Source organism: Paraburkholderia sp. RL18-101-BIB-B, from assembly GCF_046026985.1.
Taxonomy (GTDB): domain Bacteria; phylum Pseudomonadota; class Gammaproteobacteria; order Burkholderiales; family Burkholderiaceae; genus Paraburkholderia.
Map to the genome: position 1 here is coordinate 229,684 of NZ_JARESV010000006.1, position 21,656 is coordinate 251,339.

22 protein-coding genes and 1 pseudogene are annotated in these 21,656 nt (G+C 62.8%); 13 read left to right on the forward strand and 10 right to left on the reverse strand.

From position 1 onward, the window contains the following. Positions 1–3 precede the first annotated feature (3 nt). The 3 genes from ttcA (at position 4) to glmS (ending at position 4,386) form a co-directional block, all read left to right on the forward strand. The gene (ttcA, locus tag P0D73_RS12995) at positions 4–1,014 is read left to right on the forward strand and encodes a tRNA 2-thiocytidine(32) synthetase TtcA (protein ID WP_408431572.1); all 1,011 of its coding nucleotides are present in this window, start codon (positions 4–6) and stop codon (positions 1,012–1,014) included. Positions 1,015–1,140: 126 nt separating this feature from the next. Continuing rightward, positions 1,141–2,502 (forward strand): bifunctional UDP-N-acetylglucosamine diphosphorylase/glucosamine-1-phosphate N-acetyltransferase GlmU, encoded by a 1,362-nt coding sequence (gene glmU, locus P0D73_RS13000; RefSeq protein WP_132376652.1) that lies wholly within the window; start codon positions 1,141–1,143, stop codon positions 2,500–2,502. 66 nt (positions 2,503–2,568) lie between these two features. After that, the gene (gene glmS, locus P0D73_RS13005) at positions 2,569–4,386 is read left to right on the forward strand and encodes a glutamine--fructose-6-phosphate transaminase (isomerizing) (protein WP_408431575.1); all 1,818 of its coding nucleotides are present in this window, start codon (positions 2,569–2,571) and stop codon (positions 4,384–4,386) included. 97 nt (positions 4,387–4,483) lie between these two features. Here the strand turns inward: glmS and P0D73_RS13010 are convergent, their stop codons facing one another. From P0D73_RS13010 to P0D73_RS13020, 3 genes are all read right to left on the reverse strand, one after another. After that, positions 4,484–5,026 (reverse strand): hypothetical protein, encoded by a 543-nt coding sequence (locus P0D73_RS13010; RefSeq protein WP_408431577.1) that lies wholly within the window; start codon positions 5,024–5,026, stop codon positions 4,484–4,486. A 133-nt stretch (positions 5,027–5,159) separates the two neighbouring features. Beyond that, positions 5,160–5,420: a DUF6723 family protein gene (locus P0D73_RS13015; RefSeq protein ID WP_132376655.1), complete on the reverse strand. Its 261-nt coding sequence runs from the start codon at positions 5,418–5,420 to the stop codon at positions 5,160–5,162. 178 nt (positions 5,421–5,598) lie between these two features. After that, complete coding sequence (locus P0D73_RS13020) at positions 5,599–6,246, reverse strand: glutathione S-transferase family protein (protein WP_408176473.1); 648 nt, start codon at positions 6,244–6,246, stop codon at positions 5,599–5,601. Between the two features lie 115 nt (positions 6,247–6,361). Between P0D73_RS13020 and P0D73_RS13025 the strand changes: the two genes are divergently transcribed. The 5 genes from P0D73_RS13025 to P0D73_RS47080 all read left to right on the forward strand — a co-directional run bounded on the left by P0D73_RS13025 (position 6,362) and on the right by P0D73_RS47080 (position 10,967). Continuing rightward, positions 6,362–7,345, forward strand: coding sequence for a helix-turn-helix transcriptional regulator (locus tag P0D73_RS13025; RefSeq protein ID WP_408431579.1), 984 nt, complete (start codon positions 6,362–6,364; stop codon positions 7,343–7,345). A gap of 951 nt (positions 7,346–8,296) precedes the next feature. Further along, positions 8,297–8,950, forward strand: coding sequence for a lytic transglycosylase domain-containing protein (locus tag P0D73_RS13030; RefSeq protein ID WP_408176504.1), 654 nt, complete (start codon positions 8,297–8,299; stop codon positions 8,948–8,950). 156 nt (positions 8,951–9,106) lie between these two features. Further along, positions 9,107–9,793 (forward strand): DUF2242 domain-containing protein, encoded by a 687-nt coding sequence (locus tag P0D73_RS13035; RefSeq protein ID WP_408176476.1) that lies wholly within the window; start codon positions 9,107–9,109, stop codon positions 9,791–9,793. 780 nt (positions 9,794–10,573) lie between these two features. Further along, entirely contained in the window at positions 10,574–10,825 is a 252-nt protein-coding gene (locus tag P0D73_RS13040; protein ID WP_132376661.1) for a hypothetical protein, read from the forward strand. Continuing rightward, complete coding sequence (locus P0D73_RS47080; protein WP_494471452.1) at positions 10,803–10,967, forward strand: hypothetical protein; 165 nt, start codon at positions 10,803–10,805, stop codon at positions 10,965–10,967. Before P0D73_RS13040 ends, P0D73_RS47080 begins: the two co-directional genes overlap by 23 nt. On the opposite strand, the gene P0D73_RS13045 is transcribed toward P0D73_RS47080, so the two are convergent. Next, positions 10,910–11,842: a DMT family transporter gene (locus P0D73_RS13045; protein ID WP_408176477.1), complete on the reverse strand. Its 933-nt coding sequence runs from the start codon at positions 11,840–11,842 to the stop codon at positions 10,910–10,912. The genes P0D73_RS47080 and P0D73_RS13045 overlap by 58 nt on opposite strands. A 67-nt stretch (positions 11,843–11,909) precedes the next feature. Then, positions 11,910–12,543: pseudogene (locus tag P0D73_RS13050) on the reverse strand (ATP-binding protein); the annotation flags it as partial. Here P0D73_RS13050 and P0D73_RS13055 point away from each other — a divergent pair. From P0D73_RS13055 to P0D73_RS13065, 3 genes are all read left to right on the forward strand, one after another. After that, complete coding sequence (locus tag P0D73_RS13055) at positions 12,516–12,608, forward strand: hypothetical protein (RefSeq protein ID WP_408176479.1); 93 nt, start codon at positions 12,516–12,518, stop codon at positions 12,606–12,608. The pseudogene P0D73_RS13050 and the gene P0D73_RS13055 sit on opposite strands and share 28 nt — an antisense overlap. Positions 12,609–12,908: 300 nt before the next feature. Beyond that, the gene (locus P0D73_RS13060; protein WP_408431581.1) at positions 12,909–13,661 is read left to right on the forward strand and encodes an IclR family transcriptional regulator domain-containing protein; all 753 of its coding nucleotides are present in this window, start codon (positions 12,909–12,911) and stop codon (positions 13,659–13,661) included. A 225-nt stretch (positions 13,662–13,886) separates the two neighbouring features. Continuing rightward, positions 13,887–14,096, forward strand: a complete 210-nt coding sequence (locus tag P0D73_RS13065; protein ID WP_132376664.1) for a hypothetical protein — start codon at positions 13,887–13,889, stop codon at positions 14,094–14,096. Positions 14,097–14,250: 154 nt separating this feature from the next. Here the strand turns inward: P0D73_RS13065 and P0D73_RS13070 are convergent, their stop codons facing one another. Both P0D73_RS13070 and P0D73_RS13075 read right to left on the reverse strand, forming a co-directional pair. After that, positions 14,251–14,529 (reverse strand): hypothetical protein, encoded by a 279-nt coding sequence (locus P0D73_RS13070; RefSeq protein WP_012434605.1) that lies wholly within the window; start codon positions 14,527–14,529, stop codon positions 14,251–14,253. Positions 14,530–14,664: 135 nt separating this feature from the next. Then, positions 14,665–15,420 carry a Mut7-C RNAse domain-containing protein gene (locus P0D73_RS13075; protein ID WP_408176480.1) on the reverse strand — a complete coding sequence of 252 codons (756 nt, stop codon included), beginning with the start codon at positions 15,418–15,420 and terminating at the stop codon, positions 14,665–14,667. Between the two features lie 94 nt (positions 15,421–15,514). Here P0D73_RS13075 and P0D73_RS13080 point away from each other — a divergent pair, with 94 nt between their 5' ends. Together P0D73_RS13080 and P0D73_RS13085 are read left to right on the forward strand one after the other, a co-directional pair. Then, positions 15,515–16,384 carry an NAD(P)-dependent oxidoreductase gene (locus tag P0D73_RS13080; RefSeq protein ID WP_408431584.1) on the forward strand — a complete coding sequence of 290 codons (870 nt, stop codon included), beginning with the start codon at positions 15,515–15,517 and terminating at the stop codon, positions 16,382–16,384. 96 nt (positions 16,385–16,480) lie between these two features. Beyond that, positions 16,481–17,116, forward strand: a complete 636-nt coding sequence (locus P0D73_RS13085) for a LysE family translocator (RefSeq protein WP_408176482.1) — start codon at positions 16,481–16,483, stop codon at positions 17,114–17,116. Between the two features lie 273 nt (positions 17,117–17,389). On the opposite strand, the gene P0D73_RS13090 is transcribed toward P0D73_RS13085, so the two are convergent. The 3 genes from P0D73_RS13090 to P0D73_RS13100 form a co-directional block, all read right to left on the reverse strand. Further along, positions 17,390–18,214, reverse strand: coding sequence for an OmpW/AlkL family protein (locus P0D73_RS13090; protein ID WP_408285697.1), 825 nt, complete (start codon positions 18,212–18,214; stop codon positions 17,390–17,392). Positions 18,215–18,385: 171 nt separating this feature from the next. Next, the gene (locus tag P0D73_RS13095) at positions 18,386–19,630 is read right to left on the reverse strand and encodes a DUF2957 domain-containing protein (protein WP_408285699.1); all 1,245 of its coding nucleotides are present in this window, start codon (positions 19,628–19,630) and stop codon (positions 18,386–18,388) included. A gap of 125 nt (positions 19,631–19,755) precedes the next feature. Next, positions 19,756–21,189: a DUF2957 domain-containing protein gene (locus tag P0D73_RS13100; protein WP_408431586.1), complete on the reverse strand. Its 1,434-nt coding sequence runs from the start codon at positions 21,187–21,189 to the stop codon at positions 19,756–19,758. Between the last annotated feature and the right edge of the window lie 467 nt (positions 21,190–21,656).

Below are 21,656 nucleotides of genomic sequence, written 5' to 3' on the forward strand. Positions count from 1 at the left end.
GCCATGAATGCTCCGGAGATCCTGAACGGCGCCACAACCGCCGAAGCCGCTGCCGCAACCGAGGCCACGCAAGCCGCCTCGCGCGCCAAGTCGCCGCTCACGCGCCGCGAACAGAAGGAAGCGTACGAGAACAACAAGCTGTTCAAGCGGCTCGCGCGCCAGGTCGGCCAGGCGATCGGCGACTTCAACATGATCGAGGACGGCGACAAGGTCATGGTGTGTCTGTCGGGCGGCAAGGACAGCTACGCGATGCTCGAAATTCTGATGCGGCTGCGCGAGCGCGCGCCGATCAACTTCGATATCGTCGCGGTGAATCTGGACCAGAAGCAGCCCGGTTTTCCCGAGCACGTGCTGCCCGAGTATCTGAAGCAGCTCGACATTCCGTTTCACATCGAGAATCAGGATACGTACAGCATCGTCAAGCGGCTGGTACCGGAAGGCAAGACCACCTGTTCGCTGTGCTCGCGGCTGCGGCGCGGCATTCTTTACCGCGTCGCCGGCGAGCTCGGCGCGACCAAGATCGCGCTCGGCCATCATCGCGACGACATTCTGCAAACGCTGCTGCTGAACATGTTCTACGGCGGCAAGCTGAAGGGCATGCCACCCAAGCTGCAATCCGACGACGGCAAGAATATCGTGATCCGCCCGCTCGCCTACGTGAAGGAAACCGATCTGGAGAAGTACGCCGAGCTGCGCGAATTCCCGATCATTCCGTGCAACTTGTGCGGCAGCCAGCCGAATCTGAAGCGCGCGGAAATGAAGGCGCTGGTTCGCGATTGGGAGAAGCGCTTCCCGGGTCGCATCGAAAACATGTTCAATGCATTGTCGAACGTCGTGCCCTCGCATTTGATGGATCACAAGCTGTTCCCGTTCGCGGGCCTGCGTGCGACCGGCGAGGCCGATCCGCAAGGCGATATCGCCTTCGACGAGGAGCCGTGTTCGACCGATGCCGGCGACGGCGCAATGCCCAGCGCAACAAAATCGATCTCCATCGTCCAGTTCGACGAGCTTTGACGAAAAACGCCCGTGGTATGGGCGTTTCCGCACACTGCAGTACGCATCAAGGCCGCCACAGCGGCCTTTTTCGCTAGAGGGTGCGTGTTAGAATCGACGCCTCCAAACTCGTCTATTTGCCGTGCCATGAACATTGTGATTTTGGCGGCAGGCACCGGCAAGCGCATGCGGTCCGCGCTTCCCAAGGTGCTTCATCCCCTGGCTGGCCGGCCGCTCCTCGCTCACGTCATCGACACGGCTCGCACGCTCAAACCCACGCATCTTGTGGTGGTGATCGGCCACGGCGCCGAAGCCGTGCGCAAGGCCGTCGCCGCGCCGGACGTGCAGTTCGCCGTGCAGGAACAGCAGCTCGGCACGGGCCACGCGGTGCAGCAGGCGTTGCCGCTGCTCGATCCGTCCGCGCCTACGCTGGTGCTATACGGCGACGTGCCGCTCACGCGCGCCAGCACACTGCAGGCGCTGACCGAGTGTGCGGGGCAGGGCGGCTACGGCGTGCTCACTGTCACGCTCGCGGACCCGAGCGGCTATGGCCGCATCGTGCGTGATGCGCAAGGCAAAGTGGCGCGCATCGTCGAGCAGAAAGACGCGACGCCCGAGCAACTCGAGATCGCCGAGATCAACACCGGCATCATCGTCGCGCCGACCGAGCGTCTGGGCGGCTGGCTTGCCGCGCTGAAGAACGACAATGCACAAGGCGAGTTCTATCTGACCGACGCGGTCGAGATGGCGATCGAAGCAGGCCTTGAAGTCGTCACCACGCAGCCGGACGACGAGTGGGAAACGCTCGGCGTGAACAGCAAGCAGCAGCTTGCCGAACTCGAGCGGATTCATCAGCACAACGTGGCGGATGCGCTGCTGGTCGCGGGCGTAACGCTCGCCGATCCGGCGCGGCTGGATGTGCGTGGCACGCTCGAATGCGGCCGCGATGTGTCGATCGACGTGAATTGCGTGTTCGAAGGCCGCGTGACGCTGGCTGAGAACGTCACCATCGGGCCGAACTGCGTCATCCGCGATGCGAACATCGGCGCCGGTACGCGCGTCGACGCGTTCACGCACATCGAAGGCGCCGAAGTCGGTGCGAATGTCGTGCTCGGACCGTATGCGCGGTTGCGTCCCGGCGCGTCGCTGCACGACGAGTCGCATGTCGGCAACTTCGTCGAGGTGAAGAACGCGGTGCTCGGCCACGGTTCGAAAGCGAATCACCTCACGTATATCGGCGACGCGGATATCGGCGCGCGCGTGAACATCGGCGCGGGCACCATCACGTGCAACTACGACGGTGCGAACAAATTCCGCACGATCATCGAAGACGACGTTTTCGTCGGTTCCGATACGCAACTGGTTGCGCCGGTGCGTGTGAAGCGCGGCGTGACGATCGCGGCGGGCACCACGGTCTGGAAGGACGTTGAGGCCGACGCGCTGGTCCTGAACGACAAGACGCAAACGAGCAAAACGGGCTACGTGCGCCCGACCAAGAAAAAGAGCTGATGGTCATGACGCGCGCTCAACGCGCGCTCCCTGAAACGCAGCACTAGCACTGAAAAGGAATGAGCCATGTGTGGCATTGTCGGCGCGGTAGCGCAACGTAATATCGTTCCCGTCCTGATCGAAGGACTGCGTCGCCTCGAGTATCGCGGCTACGATTCGTGCGGCGTGGCCGTGCTTGGCGCAGACGGTCCACGCCGCGCGCGCAGCGTGGCGCGGGTGGCCGATCTCGACGAACAGGTGCGCGGGAGTCATCTCGAAGGCATCACGGGTATTGCCCATACGCGTTGGGCGACGCACGGCGCGCCGGTCACGGACAACGCGCACCCGATCTTCTCGAAAGATGCGCTTGCGTTGGTACACAACGGCATCATCGAGAACTACGAAACGCTGCGCGAAATGTTGCGTGGCAAGGGTTATACGTTCGTCTCGCAGACCGACACAGAGGTTATCGCGCATCTGATTCACAGCCTGTACCGCGGCGATCTGTTCGCGGCGGTGCGTGAAGCCGTCGGGCAATTGCACGGCGCGTATGCGATCGCCGTGTTGCATAAGGATCAGCCGCATACGGTGGTCGGCGCGCGGCAGGGTTCGCCGCTGGTGGTCGGGCTCGGCAACGGCGAGAACTTCCTCGCTTCGGACGCGTTGGCGCTCGCGGGCAGCACTGAACGGTTCATCTTCCTCGAAGAAGGCGATGTCTGCGAACTGTCGCTCGAAGGTGTACGCATCGCCGATCGCGACGGCAATGAAGCGCAGCGCGAAGTGCGCCAAGTGGCGGCATATGGCGGCGCGGTCGAACTCGGCCCGTATCGCCACTTCATGCAGAAGGAAATCTTCGAGCAGCCGCGCGCGATCACCGACACGATCCCGCAAGCCGATTCGTTCGATGCCTCGCTGTTCGGCGAGGGCGCGGAGAAGGTGTTCGCGGAGATCGACAGCCTGCTGATCCTTGCGTGCGGCACCAGCTACTACTCGGGGCTGACCGCGAAGTACTGGCTCGAATCGATCGCCAAGATTCCGACTCAGGTGGAAATCGCCAGCGAGTATCGCTACCGTGAGTCGGTGCCGAACCCGAAGTCGCTGGTGGTGGTGATCTCGCAGTCGGGCGAAACGGCGGACACGCTCGCGGCGCTCAAGCACGCGCAGGAACTCGGCCACAAACATACGCTGGCGGTCTGCAACGTCGCTACGAGCGCGATGGTGCGTCAGACGGAGTTCTCGTTCCTGACGCACGCGGGCCGCGAGATCGGCGTGGCGTCGACCAAGGCGTTCACGACGCAACTGGTTGCGCTATTCGTGCTGGCGGCGACGCTGGGCAAGATGCGCGGCCGTGTGAGTGAACAGCAGGAAGCGGTGTACCTGAAGCAACTGCGCCACTTGCCGGCGGCATTGAATAGCGTGCTGGCGCTGGAGCCGCAGATCATCGCGTGGTCGGAAGAGTTTTCGCGCAAGGAACATGCGCTGTTCCTCGGGCGTGGCTTGCACTACCCGATCGCACTCGAAGGCGCGCTGAAGCTCAAGGAGATTTCGTATATTCACGCTGAGGCTTATCCGGCTGGCGAGTTGAAGCATGGGCCGCTCGCGCTCGTGACGGAGGCGATGCCGGTGGTGACGGTGGCGCCGAACGACGCGCTGCTGGAAAAGCTGAAGTCGAATATTCAGGAAGTGCGCGCGCGCGGCGGTGAGCTGTATGTGTTCGCCGATGCGGATACGAAGATCGTTAACGACGAAGGTTTGCATGTGATCCGGATGCCGGAGCACTACGGTTTGTTGTCGCCGATCTTGCATGTGGTGCCGCTGCAGTTGCTGGCGTATCACACGGCGTGTGCGCGGGGTACGGATGTGGACAAGCCGCGGAATCTGGCGAAATCGGTGACAGTGGAGTGAGGTAGCTGTTGCTTGCTCTATTGCTGGAAAAAAGCCACCTGTCGTTCACAGGTGGCTTTTTTTCGCGCCTACGGTCGACGTCCCACGAACCTCATCCTCACTCCCTCACCAACTCCACCGCCGCCGCCGAAACAAACTCCGCGCGCACGCTATCGCCGACTTTCAACCGATCGAGCGAAATCCCCTTTGCGGCCCTGAGCACCTGCTGATGCTTGGGGCCACGCAGCGTGACCATGCGGGTCTTGCGGTCGATCTTCATCACCGTCGCGACCACTTTCACGCTATGCGCCGACGACGCGTAGCCCGCCGAAGCCGGTATCGCCGCGGTCGTCTCCACGCGTTCGCGCACACCCTTGGTCGCGAGCTTGTCGATGTTGACCAGCAGCGCCTGCTGATACGCAACGTTGAGCTTGTCGCCGATCTTGAGCCGGTTGACATCGGCGAGGGCAGGATTGACGTCCACGTCAGCGAGATTGCCGCGCGGACCACGCAGCGTGACGCTATTCGTGACGGTATTGATTGCGACCACGCGGACTTGCGCGTGAATCACTTCGGCGCGTCCGAGCGCCTGTTGTCCGGCGGGAGCGTCGGCATCCTGCGCGAAGCTCGATTGACAGAGCGTCGCGGCGAGCACGCTCACGAGAGAAGCCGCACGCCACATGACAGCGGCCGATGATCCGACTTTGCGCGCACAGGTCATTCGCTGCTCCCGAAGTGATCGCTACCAGCGGTCAACGCAAGCGGCCAACGCAAAACCGGCCACGCACTCGCGCTTACAACTCCGGCCGCGCCAGATCGCTGATGACGATATGTTCGCCGTACACCTGCGCCGCAGCGACTGCTTCCAGCTTGGTCGCGTACGGCCCGAGTTCGGGCGCGCCGTCGAACGGAAACAGCACGCGTCCGTCGGTGGTTCGAACCACTTTCAACACGCCGAAGAAACGCCGGTAGCCGGCCAGTTTCGACGTGGCCGAAATTTCAAAATCGTCCTCCGACGTCGCGGGGACGCTGGGAATGAATGCGGTCTTGCTCATACCTGAAAACATCTCTTGTTCGATGGGCCGGCACCGGCACGAATGCCAAGCCTACACCCGGTTGTCCGGGGAGGATATTCGCCGGCGGGCTTCATTGTCTCAAATCCGGGCGGATTCAACCGGCGAGCCAACACGCGCGCCGAGCGGTGGCCGGCAACACGGCCGCTCGCCGCCATCTTCAAGCGTCTTTGACTGCCGCCGCGTGCTCGGCCGCTAGCGCGACGTCTCGCTCGTTCACGCCCACGAAGCTCGGGCGCGAGCAAATGCGTTCGACATACTCAAGCAAGGCCGGCGTTTCGGGCACCAGCTTGAACATCATTCCCCAATGCAAGGCGATGCCCCACAAAATATCCGCCGCCGACATCGTGTCCCCGAGCAAATAAGGCGCGGCCTGCAACTGACTCGTTACCGTTGCGAGCATCGAATCGAAATCGCCGTAGGGCGAAGTGGAGGGCGGAGCGGGTTCACGCTTCATTGCTTTGTCGACCAGCGCCGGTTCGTAGCAGGCCGCGTAGTACACCAGCCAGCGCAGATACGGCCCGCGAGACGGATCATCGAGCGCCGGCGCGAGACCGGCTTCAGGAAAGAGGTCCGCCAGATAGATGAAGATGGCGACCTGTTCGGTGACCAGCGCGTCGCCGTGGAGAATCGCCGGCACTTTACCGAGCGGATTGATGGCGAGATAGGGCGCTTTGCGCTGCTCGCCGGCTTTCATGTTCAGCACCTTCAACTGGTACGGCGCGCCGAGCTCTTCCAGCAGCGTGAGCGCGCTGATGGAGCGGCATTGCGGCGAGTGGAACAGGGTGATCGTGCGGTCTGTGGTCATGGCTTGAGGCTTCCCGAATGTGCGTGGTGGACGAAAAAACCGGCTTTGAGGCAGCAACGATGCGCCGGGGGATGCGTTCATCCTAAGCGTCCATACCTGTCAGTTTGTGTCAGGTATGACTACACTTGTCCGCATGAGAGCGAGCCGCCTTCTTTCCATCCTGATGACGCTGCAGGCGCGTGGCCGCGTCACAGCGCAGTCGCTCGCCGACGACTGCGCGGTTTCTCTGCGCACGATCTATCGCGATATCGACGCCCTGAGCGCTGCAGGCGTCCCGGTTCATAGCGAGCGCGGGTCGGAAGGCGGCTATCGCCTGCTCGACGGCTACCGCACGCGGCTGAACGGCTTGTCCTCGCAGGAAGCGGAGTCGCTGTTTCTCGGTGGCCTGCCGGGACCGATGCAGGCGCTCGGCCTGGGCGCGGTGATGGCCGGCGCGCAGACCAAGTTGCTGGCCGCGCTGCCGGTCGAATTGCGCTCGACCGCGGAGCGCATGCGCTCGCGTTTTCATCTCGATGCGCCAGCGTGGTTTTCGGACGCGGACGAGCCCGCTTATCTGCCGTCGATCGCGCGTGCGGTGTGGGAGCAGCATCCGCTGGAGATTCGCTATCAGAGTTGGAAAGCGGAGAAGTTTCGCCGGATCGAACCGCTTGGCATCGTGCTGAAAAGCGGCGCGTGGTATGTGGTCGGGCGCGTCGCGCCGGACGTGCGCATCTACCACATTTCACGCATTCTCGAATTGAGCTTGCTGGACGAGACGTTTGAGCGGCCGCCCGCATTCGATCTCGCCGCCTACTGGCAGGACAGCACGCAGCGTCTCTCCGAAGAAATGCATGCGAGCGAAGCGAGGCTGCGTCTGTCGCCTTGGGGCATGCGGATGCTGGAAATCTTCGTGTCGCCGTTCGCGCGCTCTGCGGCGATCATTGGCGAACCGGATTCCGTCGACGGTTGGCGCACCGTGACGCTGCCGGTCGGTTCCGTGAGGCAGGCGTGCGCGGAATTGCTGCGCTTCGGCACCGAGGCCGAGGTGCTGGCGCCGCCTGAGTTGCGCGCGCGCATGTCGGAAGTCGCGGCGGCGTTGCATCGACGTTACGCGGAATGACGGCGTGAGAGTGCCCGTCGCACGTGTACGGGCCGCCCAACGGCGTCGCGGCACAGTTGGGTAGGGTGGCATATGCGTTCGCAAGGCAAGCGCGCCGTGCCGGGCCTGCGCTACGTGCTGAACCGCACGCCGATGTGGAGTCACACGCAGGCGGCGAGCATGATCGAGCGTCTGAGCGAAACGGGAAACGCGCCCGGTGGGCGGTGTCGGTTGTGATGGCCGCTTTAGCCGTCCGCACGATCAGGCGAGTTTCGCGCTGTTCAATCCGAACGGGCCGACAAGGATCCAGCGGCCGTGCTCGCGAAACTGGAGCGGACGCCGTACGCGGCGCGCTTCAAGGAAGTCTTCGGTGAGAACATCTTCGTCGAACGCGCCAAAGCCTCCATGCACGCCACGTATGCGATCGAACGGTTCGAGTTCGAAGATCCGAGATTTGATCCGCACAGAAGCAAGTCCGACTATTACTTGGACAATAAATTGCAACTAACGGCACAAGTGTTGAGGGGGAAAAAACTGGTCGACAATCCAGCGGGCGGCTATTCCGCCACCTGCCATATCGATCAAGTGGGCGTGGACGGCTCTCATCCGCTATTCACGGATTTCAAACTTCCAGGCGCTCGGCGTGCCACGCAATCCAGATTTGCGGGCGAGGCAAGGTCGACAAATTCAACGATTTTCCGGCCGCGCTGCGCGTCAACGTCGACACGACCGACGAACCGCTCACACGCAAAGCCGGTGAGCGTCCGGTCTGGTCGGAGCGCGATATCGACGACGTCGCCGCTTTCCTGCGACGTTGAACGACGACTACATGCTGAAGCCGAAGCCGTCACACTGACATGCGAAAGACGCCCACCAGCCACGATACTTCAGACGAATTTCAGTTCGTTCTGGGTCTTAATTTGGGGGCAGAGCTATAATGGCCGGATTCCCTTTTCTTTCCCGTCCTCCGCTATGAGCCGGTTACTTTGCCTGATGGCGCTTTCGCTCGGCCTGATGCAGACCGCGACGGCCGACGAAAACACCGACCGGATGTCCGCGTACCTGACGCAAAAATTCGGTCTGGCAAAGGAAAAGGCTCAAAAGATTTCCGACGCGGTGCAATCGGCCGCCTCGAAATATTCCCTCCCGCCGGCGCTCCTGCTGGCGATCATCTCGATCGAATCCCGCTTCAAGGAAAAGGCCAAGGGCGCCAACGGCGCGACCGGGCTGATGCAAGTCGTGCCCGGCGCCCATCGCGGACTGCTGAGGAACGTCAAGGACCTCACCGAGCCAACCGCGAACATCGAAGTGGGCTCGGCGATTCTGTACGGCTACATGCGTTCGGCCAACGGCGACATGAACGCCGCGCTCAAGAGCTACGGCGGATCGCAAGCGTACGCGCAGAAGGTGAGCTTGCGCGTCGGAGACTTCGCAGCGGTCGCGCCATCGCAAGACGCTGCGCAACAATCGGATGTGCAGGCCGGCATGTGCGCGGCACGGCCTGCGTCTGACCGTTGCGCGGCACCGGGCAACTGGGCCGATACGTTCACCGTCCCGGCCGTCAATGCCGCCGGATTGAACGGCGCGGCGACGTCGGCGACGGGACTTCCCGCGACGTCACACTAAGCGACATTCGTCTCTTTTCCTACCGCAGAGCCGCAGCCGCGGTCATGCATTGTCACGTCCCGTAAGACGCCACGTTGCGCCCTTTTTACGCACAGTGGGCAACCGCTCTACAATGCATTCCCATTCGCGCTGACGCAGCGTCTCTTCCGATCGACCATGTTGACCTCGTTTTCCAGATCCACAGCCGCCGCGTTTGCCGGCCTGCTGACCCTTGCCGCCTGTAGCAGCACGCCGCAGCCGAAATTCCAGCAGGAATTGTTCGAAACCGGCGCGAGCCCGTACGCACGCAATTTCAATTCGAGCACCACGGATAGCTGCGAGGCCGCGCGCCGGGCGCTCTTGAGCCAGGGCTATCTGACGACGATGACCCGCAACGATACCGTCGACGGCACCAAGAACTTCCAGCCGACGGGCGACACGCACGTGGTCGTCGAATTTCACGTGGTCTGTACGCCGGGAGAAGAAGCGAGCGATACCAGCATCGTCTATGTCAATGCGGTGCAGAACGGCTTTGCGCTGAAGAAAAGCGACACGTCGGCAAGCGTCGGACTGAGCGTGCTGGGGTCGCTGTCATTGCCGATCCGTTCGAACAGCGATGCAATGGTCAAGATTTCGAGCGAGACCATTCCGTCGGGCAAGTTCTACGACCGTTTCTTCGGGCTCGTCGATCACTATCTGCAGACGGTGGTGCGCACGCAGCCGGTTGCCAATAACCGCATCGAGACGCGCCTGCTGCCGGTGCCAGTCGAAGTGACGGCTCCAGTGCCCGTTCCCGAGATGCCCGATGCCATCGGCAAGGCGGCGTCCGTGCAGCCGGCGAGCGGAGTCGGCGTAGCGCCCTGACCCGTCCGCGGGCGTTCGCGGTGTCGAGGCTGGTCAAGACCTGATCAGCCTCCCATCTCATCGCGAAGCATTACTTATCCTATGTCTTTTACTTCATACGTATATATATGTAGTAATAGTTAACAAGGGTTAACCCCTTCTGTGGATAACTCCCGAATCTTCCATCACATCAACGCCATGCAAACTCGATAACCCTGCGGAACACGTCTGTAGAAAAACTACCAAACCGGGATAACTTTGACGGGGCTTGCCTGACGCGCCGTCTTATCAAGATTCCGCACACAGGCTGTTCCATGCGCTATCCCGAAGTTATTCATAGGGAATTGTGGATAACTCGCGTTCGCAGTCGTTTCTCCAACCGTTGCCGGGCAAGTTTTTCAAGTTGCCCAAGCGCTCGCCACCGTACAGACCGCTGCCTGCCAGACGCGCACATTGAAGACGGACGGCACAAAGATTGCGTCTCTCTTTTTGCAAGCGCAACTGTTGCTATTTAGTCAAAACCATTTCGGCAACGCCCGATCCAGGCATAGAGTTAAAGTGTTTTCTGAGGTTATTGGTGCAGTGCGGGGGGTGTGGAATGAAACGCAGAACAGCTCGACAGCTCGTCCGTCTTCTCTCGGATATCCGACATGCCACCCATTGCAGCACGCTGCGGGCGGCAGCCACCAATCGGGCCATCGCGCACGCATCCGCTGAACACGAAGCGGACCTCGCCGACAGCGACGAGAATAGCGACGCCACGCGCGACGCGCACCAGGACAAGCCGGCCCGGAGCGGATCATGAGAACGGCAAGCGAACAGTCGCTGCGGTTTCTGGTTGAGAAATGGCTCGCTCCGGAACCTTCGGCGCCGGTTCACGTCACCGAATTCAGCCGCACTCGCCTGGGAGGGCGGCGATACGTACGCGTCGAGACTTCGCTCGAGAGGGGCTCGCGCGGGTTGTTCTTCTTTCGTCACGACGACGGCTGCTGGTGCGTGTTTCCGCCAACCGCCGATACGCCCGCTTTGTTTGCGCATCCGCGGGCGGCCTGAGGGCAGCAAGCAACCCAACGACGCCGAACGCCTGCGCAAATATCTCGCCCGCTTTGGCGTCGAATGGGGTGGCTGGCTGCATCCTCAAGACGACGCGCGAGTCACGCGTTCACGGCCGCGTTGCCACGCCGGCATCACCTGACACACGATCAAACCCGCGAGCATCAGCGCGCATCCGAACAGCGCGCGCGCCGTCAGCGTTTCGCCTAGCACGAGCCAGGCCGCAAGCGCGGCGAACACACCTTCCATGCTGAAGATCACCGCCGCGTGCGACGGCGCCGCGTGTTTTTGCGCGACCACCTGAATCGTGTAAGCGATACCGACTGACAGCGCCCCGCCGTACAGGATGGTCGGCGCGGCGCGCGCAATCACCGCGAGGCTGAACGGTTCGACGGCGAGACCGACAACAAGGCACGCGAGCCCGCACGTCACGAACTGCACGAGCGCGAGCATCAGCGTGTCGTGGCGCAGCGCGAAACGCCCGACCAGCATCATCTGAATGGAGATCACGAGCGCGCCGGCGAGCTGATACCAGTCGCCATACAGCATCGAAAAGTGCTCGTTGACACTCAGGAAATACATGCCGACGGCCGCGAGCGCCGCACCGAGCCACGTGCCGATCCCCGTGCGATGTTTGAATAGCACGCCCAGCAGCGGCACGATCACTACGTACAGCGAACTGATGAAACCCGCGTTGGCGACCTTCGTGTATTGCAGGCCGATCTGCTGCAATGAAATCGAGGCGGCCAGCACCACGCCGAGCAGCGCGCCGGCGCCGAGCAGTTCGCGTGCGCCGCCGGGTTCGCGCTTCGACAGTTCAGCCAGCGCGGAGCGCCGCACGCAAACGATCAGCGTCAGCACGACCAGCGCGCCTAGCAGGAAGCGCAGGCCGGTGAACAGAAACGGTCCGATCGCGTCGAGACTCAAGCGTTGCGCGACGAACGCGGAGCCCCAGATCATCGCGGCGATCAGCATCAGGACATTGGCGCGCAGGTGTTGGCGGGTTTCGTTTTTCAAAGGTGGTCTGTCTAATTCGGTTGTTGTGTGACAAGTTGCTCGTGGCCGGGCAGAGGCGCGGCGCTGGCTAGCTAGAGGTCGCGTTCGCCGGCAACGTCAACGCCGGCAGCGTCATCACGAAGCGTGCGCCGCCTGAGGCGGCCGACTCGAGCCGCACGTCTCCGCCATGGACCAGCGCCACACGCCGCACGATCGCAAGGCCGAGGCCGAGGCCGAACCCGCCGGTATGCCGGTCACGGCTCGAATCAAGTCGATGAAACGGCTCGAACACACGGTCACGATCAGCGAGCGGAATGCCGGGACCGTCATCGTCGACGGTCAGCACCAGCGTGCCCGTCCCATCGACTTCCGCGCCCAGCGAAATCGCCCGCTTTGCATAGCGCGTTCTGTTGCGGATCAGATTCAGCAGCGCACGCGCGACCAGCTTGGGATCGCAGACATGATACGTGGGCGCCTGCGCAACCGCCGCCCCGCCCGTGGAAACCGAAAGCGTCAGCGAGCGGTCGACGACATCGTTGCACATGGCTCGCGGCCACGCTATCGAGCAGTTCATCCACCGACACGCGCATCAGCATTAGATGTCCCGCACCTTGTTCCAGACGGCTCAAGGTCAGCAATTCGGTGACCAGTTCATCGAGTTCGCGCACGTCTTTGCGCAGCGCGAGTTGGCGGCATGACGCGGCTTCTCGGCGCTTCGGCGAACAGCCCGATCGTGCAGTCGAAGAATAACTACTTCGCGATTACGGCACTGACTTATCGCTATTGATCGCGCTATTGAGCGGTGCGTCGATCGGGAATCCGAAATGTCGGCATGCCGCTTCGACGTCTTCTCAAAGTACTCGGGATCGCCGCATGACAAACTGCGGTTCAAGGGCTGGCGGGAGAGCCTGATGTCGGCAGTGCGCCGTGTCACACCGCGTCGCCGAGCAGATGCGCTGAGACCTCAAATGATTGAATCCGCTCATGGCGGTTCGTTCTCTAGCCGACTCGCGCGATAATCGCGCCAGTCGGCCACGGACCTCGGACACGACTGACCCAACGACCGGCCGATTTTCAGGCAAACGCAATGGACGAGAAAGACTGGATCGCCGGCGCCGCGAAAGCGCTAGCGATCATCGAAGCATTCGACGAAGAGCACGCGCGCATGACGCCCACCATGGTCGCCGGCCGCGCGGGTCTGTCACGCACGGCGGCGCGCCGTTATCTGCTGACGCTGCGTGAACTCGGCTACGTGGATACCGACGGCAAGCTGTTCTGGCTGGCGCCGCGTGTCTTGCGGCTCGGCCAGTCGTATCTGGATTCGGCGCGCTTGCCGCGCACCGTGCAGCCGTTCCTCCAGCGCATTACCGCGACCGTGCAGGAAACCGCGCTGGTCGCGATCCTCGACGAACACGATGTGGTGTACGTGGCGCGCAACGGCGTGAACCGGGCGATGGCGGTCGGTTTCGTGCTCGGCTCGCGCGCGCCCGCGCCGTTGTCGTCGGCGGGACTGGTCCTGCTGGCGTTCCAGGCGGCGGAGAACATCGAGCAGTGGCTGGCGTCGTATCCGATCAAGGTGTTCACGCCCCACACCTACTCGACGATCGAACAGTTGCGCGAAGTGCTCGGCGAAATTCGCCGCAATGGCTACGTGGTCACGGATCAGCAACTGGAGTTGGGCGTGCGCGGCGTCGCGGTGCCGTTGCGCGACCGGCATGGTTCGGTCGTGGCGGCGATCAGCGTCAGCATGCCGATCGGGCAGGAGTCGGCCAATGCCGCGCTGCACCGGGTGTTGCCGACCCTTTTGGAGAACGCCAGCCTGCTGCGCAACCTCGTTTGACACGGTCTAGGTGAATCCCCTGGTACGGGATGCTTAACGAGTGAAAGCGGGTCGAAAGCAAAGCTGTCTCCCGGAAAATACATATCGAGTTTTGGGCATGACAAACCGCCTACACTGGGTAATACTCTCCCGCGGGGAGCGGGAAGGCGCCTCAAGCCCTGTCTGCTTCACCGTGCAGCTTATTCATTCACATTGACTCAGTCGTCCAGGTTTGGGGAACAACACATGAAAAAAGTTATCGTCTCGCTCGCAGCCGCTTCGATCGCGCTGGTTTCTGTTCAAGCTTTCGCACAAGCGTCGGACGCAGCGCCGGCTGCTGCAGCAAGCGCGCCGAAGAAGCATCACGTCAAGAAGCTGACGACGCACGGTAAGCGCGCTCCGGTTTCGGCAGCTGCTTCGGCAGCTGGCACGAACGACAAGGGCACGCAAAACTAAGCTGTCGCCCGATTCTTCGGGTCAGCTTCGCCGGTCGACTGCACGGCGCCGCTAGCCGGCTAGTGCAGCGCGATTCGGATGAAGGCGTCGCAAGCAAAAAGGCCAGAGCACGAGCTCTGGCCTTTTTGCATTCGAGGCGGGTTTTTTGCGGCGATTAGCCGGCAAGGCCGCGCTTGATGACTTCGTTGAGCAAACCGGTCATCCCTTCGGGATGGGTCGCGGCGCGCTCTTTCAGTTCGGTCACCAGATCACCGTTCAGCTTGCAGGCAAACGCGACGAGGCCCTGCGCCTGGTCGAGCTTGCGCTGTTCGCGACGATCGAGCTTCGGCTCGGCTGCGGCGGCTTTGCCGAAACGGTCGGCGGTCGACAGCTTCATTGCGTTGTTCAGCTTGAGTGCCTTGTTCTTTTCAAGGTCGGTTTTTTTCATCGCCATACGGAAGGCCTCTGCCAGATAAGTAATCCCGCATTGTACGCATCGCGCCGAGCGTCGCGCGAACGCATGGCGTTCAGCTTCCGCGCGCGTGGTTTGCCACGTGCAACCCGAACCGGGATGACTCTGAATCGAAACTCACTCGGACCGGCCCGGCGTGGCAGCCACGCTGTCCATCAGTGCGCGCATTCTTTGCCAATGCGTGCCTTCCCAGAACACGCGGCGACACACGTCGCAGGTGACGAACTGGGCATGCCGTTCCAGCACACCGTCGGGCGCGCGCGTGCCGACTTCCTCTTTGGGGATGCGCCGCAGCGGCACATTGCACATCAGACACAAGCGGAACGGTTGCGCGCTGCCCGCCAGATCGAGTCGTTCAAATACTTCGCGCAATTGTTCGCGCGGCCTGAGCGTGCGGACGTAGCAGCCATGCGTGATGCTGCGGCGTTTCAACAGCTCGCGGTCGCGTGTCAGGACGATGCGCTGCTGCTCGGCGGCGAGCGCTTCGATGTCGGCATCGGGAAAGTGGTTGTCGTACAGCGTATCGAAGCCGGCTAGCCGTAGAAGTGGCGCGAGGCCGCCCAGATGCGCGTCGGCGATGAAACGCACCACCCGCAGCGGCCGCTCGCGCACACGCAGGAGTGGCTGGATGTCGAGCGCTTCAAACTTCGGATAGACGGCGATGCGATCGCCGTCCGCGAGGGGATGATTGAAACCGACCGACTCGCCGTTGACCAGAATCAGCTCGACCTCGGTATGCGGCACGCCGAGCGCTTCGATCATGTGCTTCGCGGTGGCGCCTGGCGCGCAGGCGTAGCTGAACGCGCGCCGGCGCAGCGGCCGGGCGAGAAAATCGTTCAGCTCCTCGTAGAAGCGGAATGTCGCGGTCACCATCACCGCAGTATCGCACCGTGTTTCTTTGCGCGCTGTCCTGCACGTGTCGCATGGGTGTGTTTTACTTCCAGTTCTTTAGAAGACGGAGCGACAGATGGACATCGGTTTTATCGGTCTCGGCGAGATGGGTGCCGCGATGGTTGCAAACATTTTGAAAGCCGGGCATCAGGTGCGCGTGTGGAACCGCTCACCGGAGCGCGCGCAGCCGCTCGCCGAAGCAGGCGCGCGGGTCGTCGCGACGCCGGCCGAAGCGTTTGCGGGCGACGCCGTGTTCTCGATGCTCGCCGACGATAGCGCTTTGCGCGAGGTCATCACCGCTTCGCTGCTGGAACATGCTCCGCGCGGGCTGATCCACGTGAACATGGCGACGATCTCGGTGGCGCTGGCCGAGGAACTGGCGACGGCGCACGCGTCGCGCGGCGTCAACTACGTCGCCGCGCCGGTGATGGGCCGGCCCGATGTCGCGGCGGCGGGAAAGCTCACCATTGTCGCGGGCGGCCCGGCCGAATCGATCGACCGCGTCCAGCCGATTTTCGACGCGATCGGCCAGAAGACCTGGCGCATCGGTTCGCTCCCGCAGCAGGCGAACGTCATGAAGCTCGCCGCTAACTTCATGCTCGGCGCGGCAGTCGAGACGCTCGGCGAAGCGGCCACACTGGTGACCGGACACGGTCTCGCCATGCAGGATTTCCTCGACGTGATCACGAGCGGCCTGTTTCCGGGACCGGTCTATTCCGGCTACGGCAAGCTGATCGCGGAGCAGCGCTACGAGCCGGCGCTGTTCAAGGCGCGTCTCGGCCTGAAAGACATTCGGCTCGCGCTGGCCGCGGCCGACGCCGTCACGACACCACTGCCGATTGCCAGCGTGGTGCGCGACAGCCTGCTCGAAGCCATGGCTCACGGCGACGGCGAGAAGGATTTCGCGGTGCTGGGCCAGGTCGCCGCGCGGCGAGCCGGGCGCTAAGAGCAATTGACAGGCCCTGAAGAGCCACTGAAGAACGGCACTGACCGGCGCGGGCGGGCATAATAGCCGCCCGATCCTTTATCCGCCCTGATTCCCATGAGTCTGCATACCTGGTGGCTGTTCGTCGCCACTGTCTTCGTCGTTTCCGCGATTCCCGGTCCGAACATGCTGCTCGTGATGACGCACGGCGCCCAGCACGGCTTGCGCCGCTCCAGCGCGACCATGGCGGGTTGCCTGTCGGCGCTGGTGCTGATGCTGGCGGTGTCGGCGGCGGGCCTCGGCGTGTTTCTCGAGGCGTGGCCGGCCATGTTCAACGCGCTGCGGATGATCGGCGCGGCGTACCTCGTGTATCTCGGCATCAAGGCGTGGCGCGCGCCGGCTGACGAAGCGGCCGCCGGCGATGCCGACGAACTGGCCGTCAAGCCCGCGCGCTCGCGCTTCGCGCTGTTCCGCAACGGCTTTCTCGTCGCGGGCAGCAATCCGAAGGCGATTCTGTTCGCCGCGGCGCTGCTGCCGCAATTCATCGACGCCGCGCAGCCCAAGCTGCCGCAGTTCGGCGTGCTCGTCGCTACTTTCGCCGTGATCGAGGTGAGCTGGTATCTGGTGTACGCGGGTTTCGGCACGCGAATCGGCGCGAAGTTGAAGAGCCACAGCGTCGCCCGCATGTTCAATCGTCTGACGGGGGGCGTGTTCGTCGGCTTCGGCGCGATGATGGCGCTGGTGCGGCACTAGGCGCAAGGCGCAGCCGTTGGTCAACGGCGGCGGCAAGACATCTTGCGGGGTGTTGCGCATTTACAACGCCGAGGGTCTACCCTAATTTGCATGTTGCGCCGCACCAAGCCGTTTGCTATAGTTTGTCTTGTCTCCTCCATGTCTCCTCTGATATGGATTCAGCCCGCCCACATAGGCGGGCTTTTTTTTGCCCTGAATTTCCAGCGTCCCATACAAGACAAAGCCGGCTGCCCTGCGCAAGGGTCAGCCGGCTTTGTTGCGTCAGGACCGAACTCAGAACTTGTACGAGACGGCGAGGAACGAAATGATCGGGTCGGCCTTCAGGTCCGCCTTCGACACACCCAGCTCCGTGCCGTCCGCCGCCTTGATGATGACCGACGAGGTCGTCTTCAGCGGAATGTACGTGACCGACGCCAGAAGGCCCCAGTGCTCGGTGATGTTGTACACGAGGCCCGCGTTAAACACCGGCGCCCACGACGACGACGCTTTCGCCGACACCTGCGTCTGCCCCGGCTTGCCCGCGCCGGCGGCCAGCACGGCGCCGAGATTGTTTTGCGTCGATGTCACGAAATTCGGGCTCAACTGAATGTCGGAGAACCAGTTGTACGACACGCCGATGCCGACAAACGGCCGGAATTTCGCCGTCGGCGCATTGAAGTAGTACTGGAACAGCAGCGCCGGGCTCCACTGGCGCACGCTTTTCACGATCGGGTTGGCTTGCGGATCGCCCAGATCCTGCTGGCCGAGCGCGCCGGCCGGTCCCGGCGGCTTGATGGTGCCGTGCCCGTAGATCTTGAAGACCGGCGGCACGCCTGCCACCGTCGTCACGGCGATGTGATCGGTGAGGTAATGGCTGAACACCAGGCCGACGGTGTCGGCGTTACTGGTCGACAAGCTCGTGCCAGCCGAGGTGAATGAACTCGGTAGACGCAGCGGTGTGTTGATCGGCGTCGGCGCGACATGGGTGGTGAGCGGCGTGCTCGAATCCTGCGGCATCACGTGGAACCAGCCGAGCGCTGCGACGTTGTCGCCCGCTTGCTGGGCGTGCGCACCGGCTGACAGGCAGGCGGCCAGTAACGCGAGATAGATTTTTTTCATCTTGTTCCTCCTGAGGCGCGCTGAAACTCATCGCGCGCGGCAAGCGGCGGCGGGTTGGCGACCGCGCCGGCGCGCTGCATATTCGTTGGGCGCCGGCCGCCGCGCGGTTGCGCTGCGCGGCAGCCGGGACGCGAACGCCACGTTGCGGATTGGCGGCGCGTGCTGAGTCCGTTACTGGACGAAGGCGCCGATCGTGAAGTACGGCGAGGCCGCGTTGGTCAGATCGAGATAGCCGAACACACCACCCGTGAAGATCATCTTTCCGGTCGGCGTAGTGCCGGTGGAGGCACCGACTTGCGTCGTCCTCACCACGCCCGGAACCGCTTGCGTGAAGTCCAGATTCAGCGGCGTCGCCAGCGATGCCTGCGATGCATTGAACGGATCCAGCAGCGTGGCCTCAGCACCGTCGAGCGCGGTGGTGCGGTAGTCGAACTGGCTATCCACGCCGATGTACTCACCGTTCTGCGAGTTCACCGTGATCGCGCTCTGCGGCGCCAGAATCGAGATGCCGGATTCGTCGTCGGCGTAGGGTCCGAGCGCGCCGTTTTGCGGCACGGTCACCGACGAGTTCGCCGCGCCCGTTCGCACCAGGATCGGCACCAGCTGGTTACGCAGCTTGCCGACGATCATGTAGCCGCGCGCTTCCGGGGTCGTCGCGAGCGTCGGCTTGGCCTGGCCCAGGAAGTTGTTGGTCTGGAACGCGCCGCTGCCGTCCGCCGACTGCGCGAAGTTGCCGCCCGGCTGTTGACACTTGCCCGCGTTGACCCCGGAGTTGTCGCACTCGGTCCACGTGCCGTCCGCGTTGATCGTGATCTTCGAATCGACCGCGACCGGCGCGAAGTTTTGCGACGGCACCTGGTGATAGCCGAGCTGGTTGTAGGTGCCGGCCACGTTCGCGAGATTCGTTTCAATCGACGAAAAACCGATGAACGGGTAGTACGGGAATTTGGTATCCGGCACGGCGCCCACGCCGAGAATCCCGCCGAACGAAATTTCCGCGCCGGGGATCGTGCCGCCCGCCACCCCTTCGCCGACGAAAATCCGCGCCGGACGATTCGGATCGAGGCTCGCGCCATTCAGGCGGAACGCGCACTGGTTGAGTTTGTTGGTCGGCAGCTGGGTTTCCTGAGTCAGCGTGCCGCTGGCGGTCTGGCTCGCGCGCGTCGGGACGACGGTGCCGGTGGTCGCGGGGATCGGCGACTCGATGTAATTGACCTGCCAGGTCATCTTGGTCGTATCGAGTTGCAGCTTGACCAGTTCGCCGTCACCGCCGCCGCCCGTGAATACCGTGCTGTAGTCCAGCGACGCCGGACACAGACGCACTTCCGTCACGGGCCCGTCGCCTCCGCCGCCACCACCGCACGCCCCCAGCAACGGTGCAGCAAGAGTGAGCACCGAAAGGATTCTCCATTTCATACCGCCTCCAGAATTTTCTCGTTGTGTGTGGCCGGCTCCCAGTCCCGCCACCTTTTTGCTATTTGTCTCTCGTACTGCCCACTGCCGGTCCGCTGTGGCTTGGTTGTCTGGCTTACTTGCGTGCCTTACCTGCTGATTTGCGCTCCGATGCCGAAGTACGGCGCGCTCGAAGCCGTGCTGCTGAGTTGCGACGTCGGCGCGACGCCGCCGTTGACGGTGCCTTGAATCTCGATCGCGTACAGGCCACCCGAAGCGATCGCGAGGCCTTTCTGGCCGTTGGCCTGCTGGACACCGACCAGTCCTGGGCTCGGCAACGCGTAGCCCAGGCCGAAGCCGTCTTCCCCTGCGGAAGTCGACGGATTGATGAAGGTGCCGACGCCGCCCTGGATCAACGCCGCGGTGTACTTGAAGTTGGAGTCGGCGCCCACGTAGCCGCCGTCGAAGCCGCCGGAGGCAAGCGGTGTGGCAGCGGCGAGCATCGCGATACCGGACTCGTCGTCGACTTTGGCGTCGGAGTGGAGCAACACTGCCGTGCCCAGATTCACGGAGCCCGTGCGGATCACAAGCGGCACCGTTGCGCCGTTGACCTGGCCGAGAATCATGTGCGCCTGCGCGGACACGCCGCTCGGCTGATTCAGCGGCGGCAGTTTGAGCTGCGTGCCGATCTGCGGCGCATTCTGGCTGTCGAAGTAGCCGCTGCTGTTCGCGGTCCACGCCGTGCCCGTCGTCAGGCAGCCGCTCGAACTCGGCGTAAAGGCCGCGTTCGCTGGATTGGAGCCCGTGCAGTTGCCGGCCGCGTCGAAGGTTTCGACCGTGTTGGTAGCGGTCGCCGCGTACGAGCCGGACGGCACCAGGTGATACAGGAGGCCGTTGTAGGTGCCGGCCAGCTTGGTGACGTCGTTCGTCGTGCTGGCAAAGCCGAGGAACGGATAGAAATCGAAATGCCGGTTGGGGACCGCGCCAACGTGATCGATGATGCCCGGAATGATGGTCAGCCCGTCGTACTCGACGGTCGCGCCCGGAATGCCACCGCCGGCCACGCCCTGGCCGACCAGGATCATCGGCGGGTTCGGGTTGTTGACGAAGTCGGGTGTCGTGTAGGTCGTGCCGTTGGCAGGCGCGGTGCCGGTACCTTTGCCGAGAATGAACGCGCAACGTGTTTGCTCGGCGGTGGGCAGCGTACCGGTCGGCGGATGAATCACCGCACCGGTGATCTGCGTGCCTTCGCGCGTGATCGTGACGTCGGCGCTGGTCAGCGGGATCGGCGATTTGAGCCACTTCAGCGTGTAGGTCATCGCCGTCGCGTCGATGTTCAGTTGCACCACTTCGCCGCTGCCCGCGCCACCGAGGAAGGTGCTCTTGACGATGTCGGCAGTCGCCGGGCACAACGCCGCCGCGCCGGCACCCGAGGCGGGCGGGCCTTGCACGCCGCAGCTCGCGCCGGAACATTGCGGTGCGTTGATCGCGCCTGGATTGTCGGCCTTGCCACCGCCGCAAGCGATCAGGAATGGGGCCGTGGCAATGGCCATCGCGAGGCTTCGAGTAATGGCGTGCGACATGCAGCTGTCTCCCTTCATGTAATTGTGCGAGCTAATTTCGCTGCGCGGATAATGGCTGTCAATTGAATGAGCCGTCTAAAAAGACCGATTCAAACAGCGCATTTTTTGCTGCGCGCGCGCCGCGTGGACATCTGCGGGTCTTTTAAACAAAAAACGATTTTTCGCCTGGAAGGCGGCATCGTTGCTTCGCCGCACTCCCTTGCCAGGTAAGCCTCTTAGCAAAATGGCTCTATCATCTGCGAACGACCGTTCGCGAAAAAATCAGGAATTTCCCTATGCGGAAAACTATGCGCTATGCGTCGATATCAGGAATGAATTACCGGCAGATTTTGAGTGGTCCGATTTTTATTTTTTAGGAAATACGGGCTACTACTGATTAAACGCGAATAGGGAATTTTGAATGGCGGACTTTTAAAACAAAAAGGCCGGTCTTTGCAGACCGGCCTTTCAATATATTGACGGTGAAT

Excerpts from the sequence above, each read along its gene's own strand:
- ttcA (WP_408431572.1), top strand. The coding sequence starts at position 4 with ATGAATGCTCCGGAGATCCTGAACGGCGCCACAACCGCCGAAGCCGCT.
- P0D73_RS13035 (WP_408176476.1), top strand. The coding sequence starts at position 9,107 with ATGTTGACCTCGTTTTCCAGATCCACAGCCGCCGCGTTTGCCGGCCTG.
- P0D73_RS13095 (WP_408285699.1), bottom strand. The coding sequence starts at position 19,630 with ATGAAATGGAGAATCCTTTCGGTGCTCACTCTTGCTGCACCGTTGCTG.
- P0D73_RS13100 (WP_408431586.1), bottom strand. The coding sequence starts at position 21,189 with ATGTCGCACGCCATTACTCGAAGCCTCGCGATGGCCATTGCCACGGCC.
- P0D73_RS13030 (WP_408176504.1), top strand. The coding sequence starts at position 8,297 with ATGAGCCGGTTACTTTGCCTGATGGCGCTTTCGCTCGGCCTGATGCAG.
- P0D73_RS13020 (WP_408176473.1), bottom strand. The coding sequence starts at position 6,246 with ATGACCACAGACCGCACGATCACCCTGTTCCACTCGCCGCAATGCCGC.
- P0D73_RS13015 (WP_132376655.1), bottom strand. The coding sequence starts at position 5,420 with ATGAGCAAGACCGCATTCATTCCCAGCGTCCCCGCGACGTCGGAGGAC.
- P0D73_RS13055 (WP_408176479.1), top strand. The coding sequence starts at position 12,516 with ATGACGCGGCTTCTCGGCGCTTCGGCGAACAGCCCGATCGTGCAGTCG.
- P0D73_RS13080 (WP_408431584.1), top strand. The coding sequence starts at position 15,515 with ATGGACATCGGTTTTATCGGTCTCGGCGAGATGGGTGCCGCGATGGTT.
- P0D73_RS13085 (WP_408176482.1), top strand. The coding sequence starts at position 16,481 with ATGAGTCTGCATACCTGGTGGCTGTTCGTCGCCACTGTCTTCGTCGTT.
- P0D73_RS13025 (WP_408431579.1), top strand. The coding sequence starts at position 6,362 with ATGACTACACTTGTCCGCATGAGAGCGAGCCGCCTTCTTTCCATCCTG.
- P0D73_RS13060 (WP_408431581.1), top strand. The coding sequence starts at position 12,909 with ATGGACGAGAAAGACTGGATCGCCGGCGCCGCGAAAGCGCTAGCGATC.
- P0D73_RS13090 (WP_408285697.1), bottom strand. The coding sequence starts at position 18,214 with ATGAAAAAAATCTATCTCGCGTTACTGGCCGCCTGCCTGTCAGCCGGT.
- P0D73_RS13040 (WP_132376661.1), top strand. The coding sequence starts at position 10,574 with ATGAGAACGGCAAGCGAACAGTCGCTGCGGTTTCTGGTTGAGAAATGG.
- P0D73_RS13075 (WP_408176480.1), bottom strand. The coding sequence starts at position 15,420 with ATGGTGACCGCGACATTCCGCTTCTACGAGGAGCTGAACGATTTTCTC.
- glmS (WP_408431575.1), top strand. The coding sequence starts at position 2,569 with ATGTGTGGCATTGTCGGCGCGGTAGCGCAACGTAATATCGTTCCCGTC.
- P0D73_RS13065 (WP_132376664.1), top strand. The coding sequence starts at position 13,887 with ATGAAAAAAGTTATCGTCTCGCTCGCAGCCGCTTCGATCGCGCTGGTT.
- glmU (WP_132376652.1), top strand. The coding sequence starts at position 1,141 with ATGAACATTGTGATTTTGGCGGCAGGCACCGGCAAGCGCATGCGGTCC.
- P0D73_RS13070 (WP_012434605.1), bottom strand. The coding sequence starts at position 14,529 with ATGGCGATGAAAAAAACCGACCTTGAAAAGAACAAGGCACTCAAGCTG.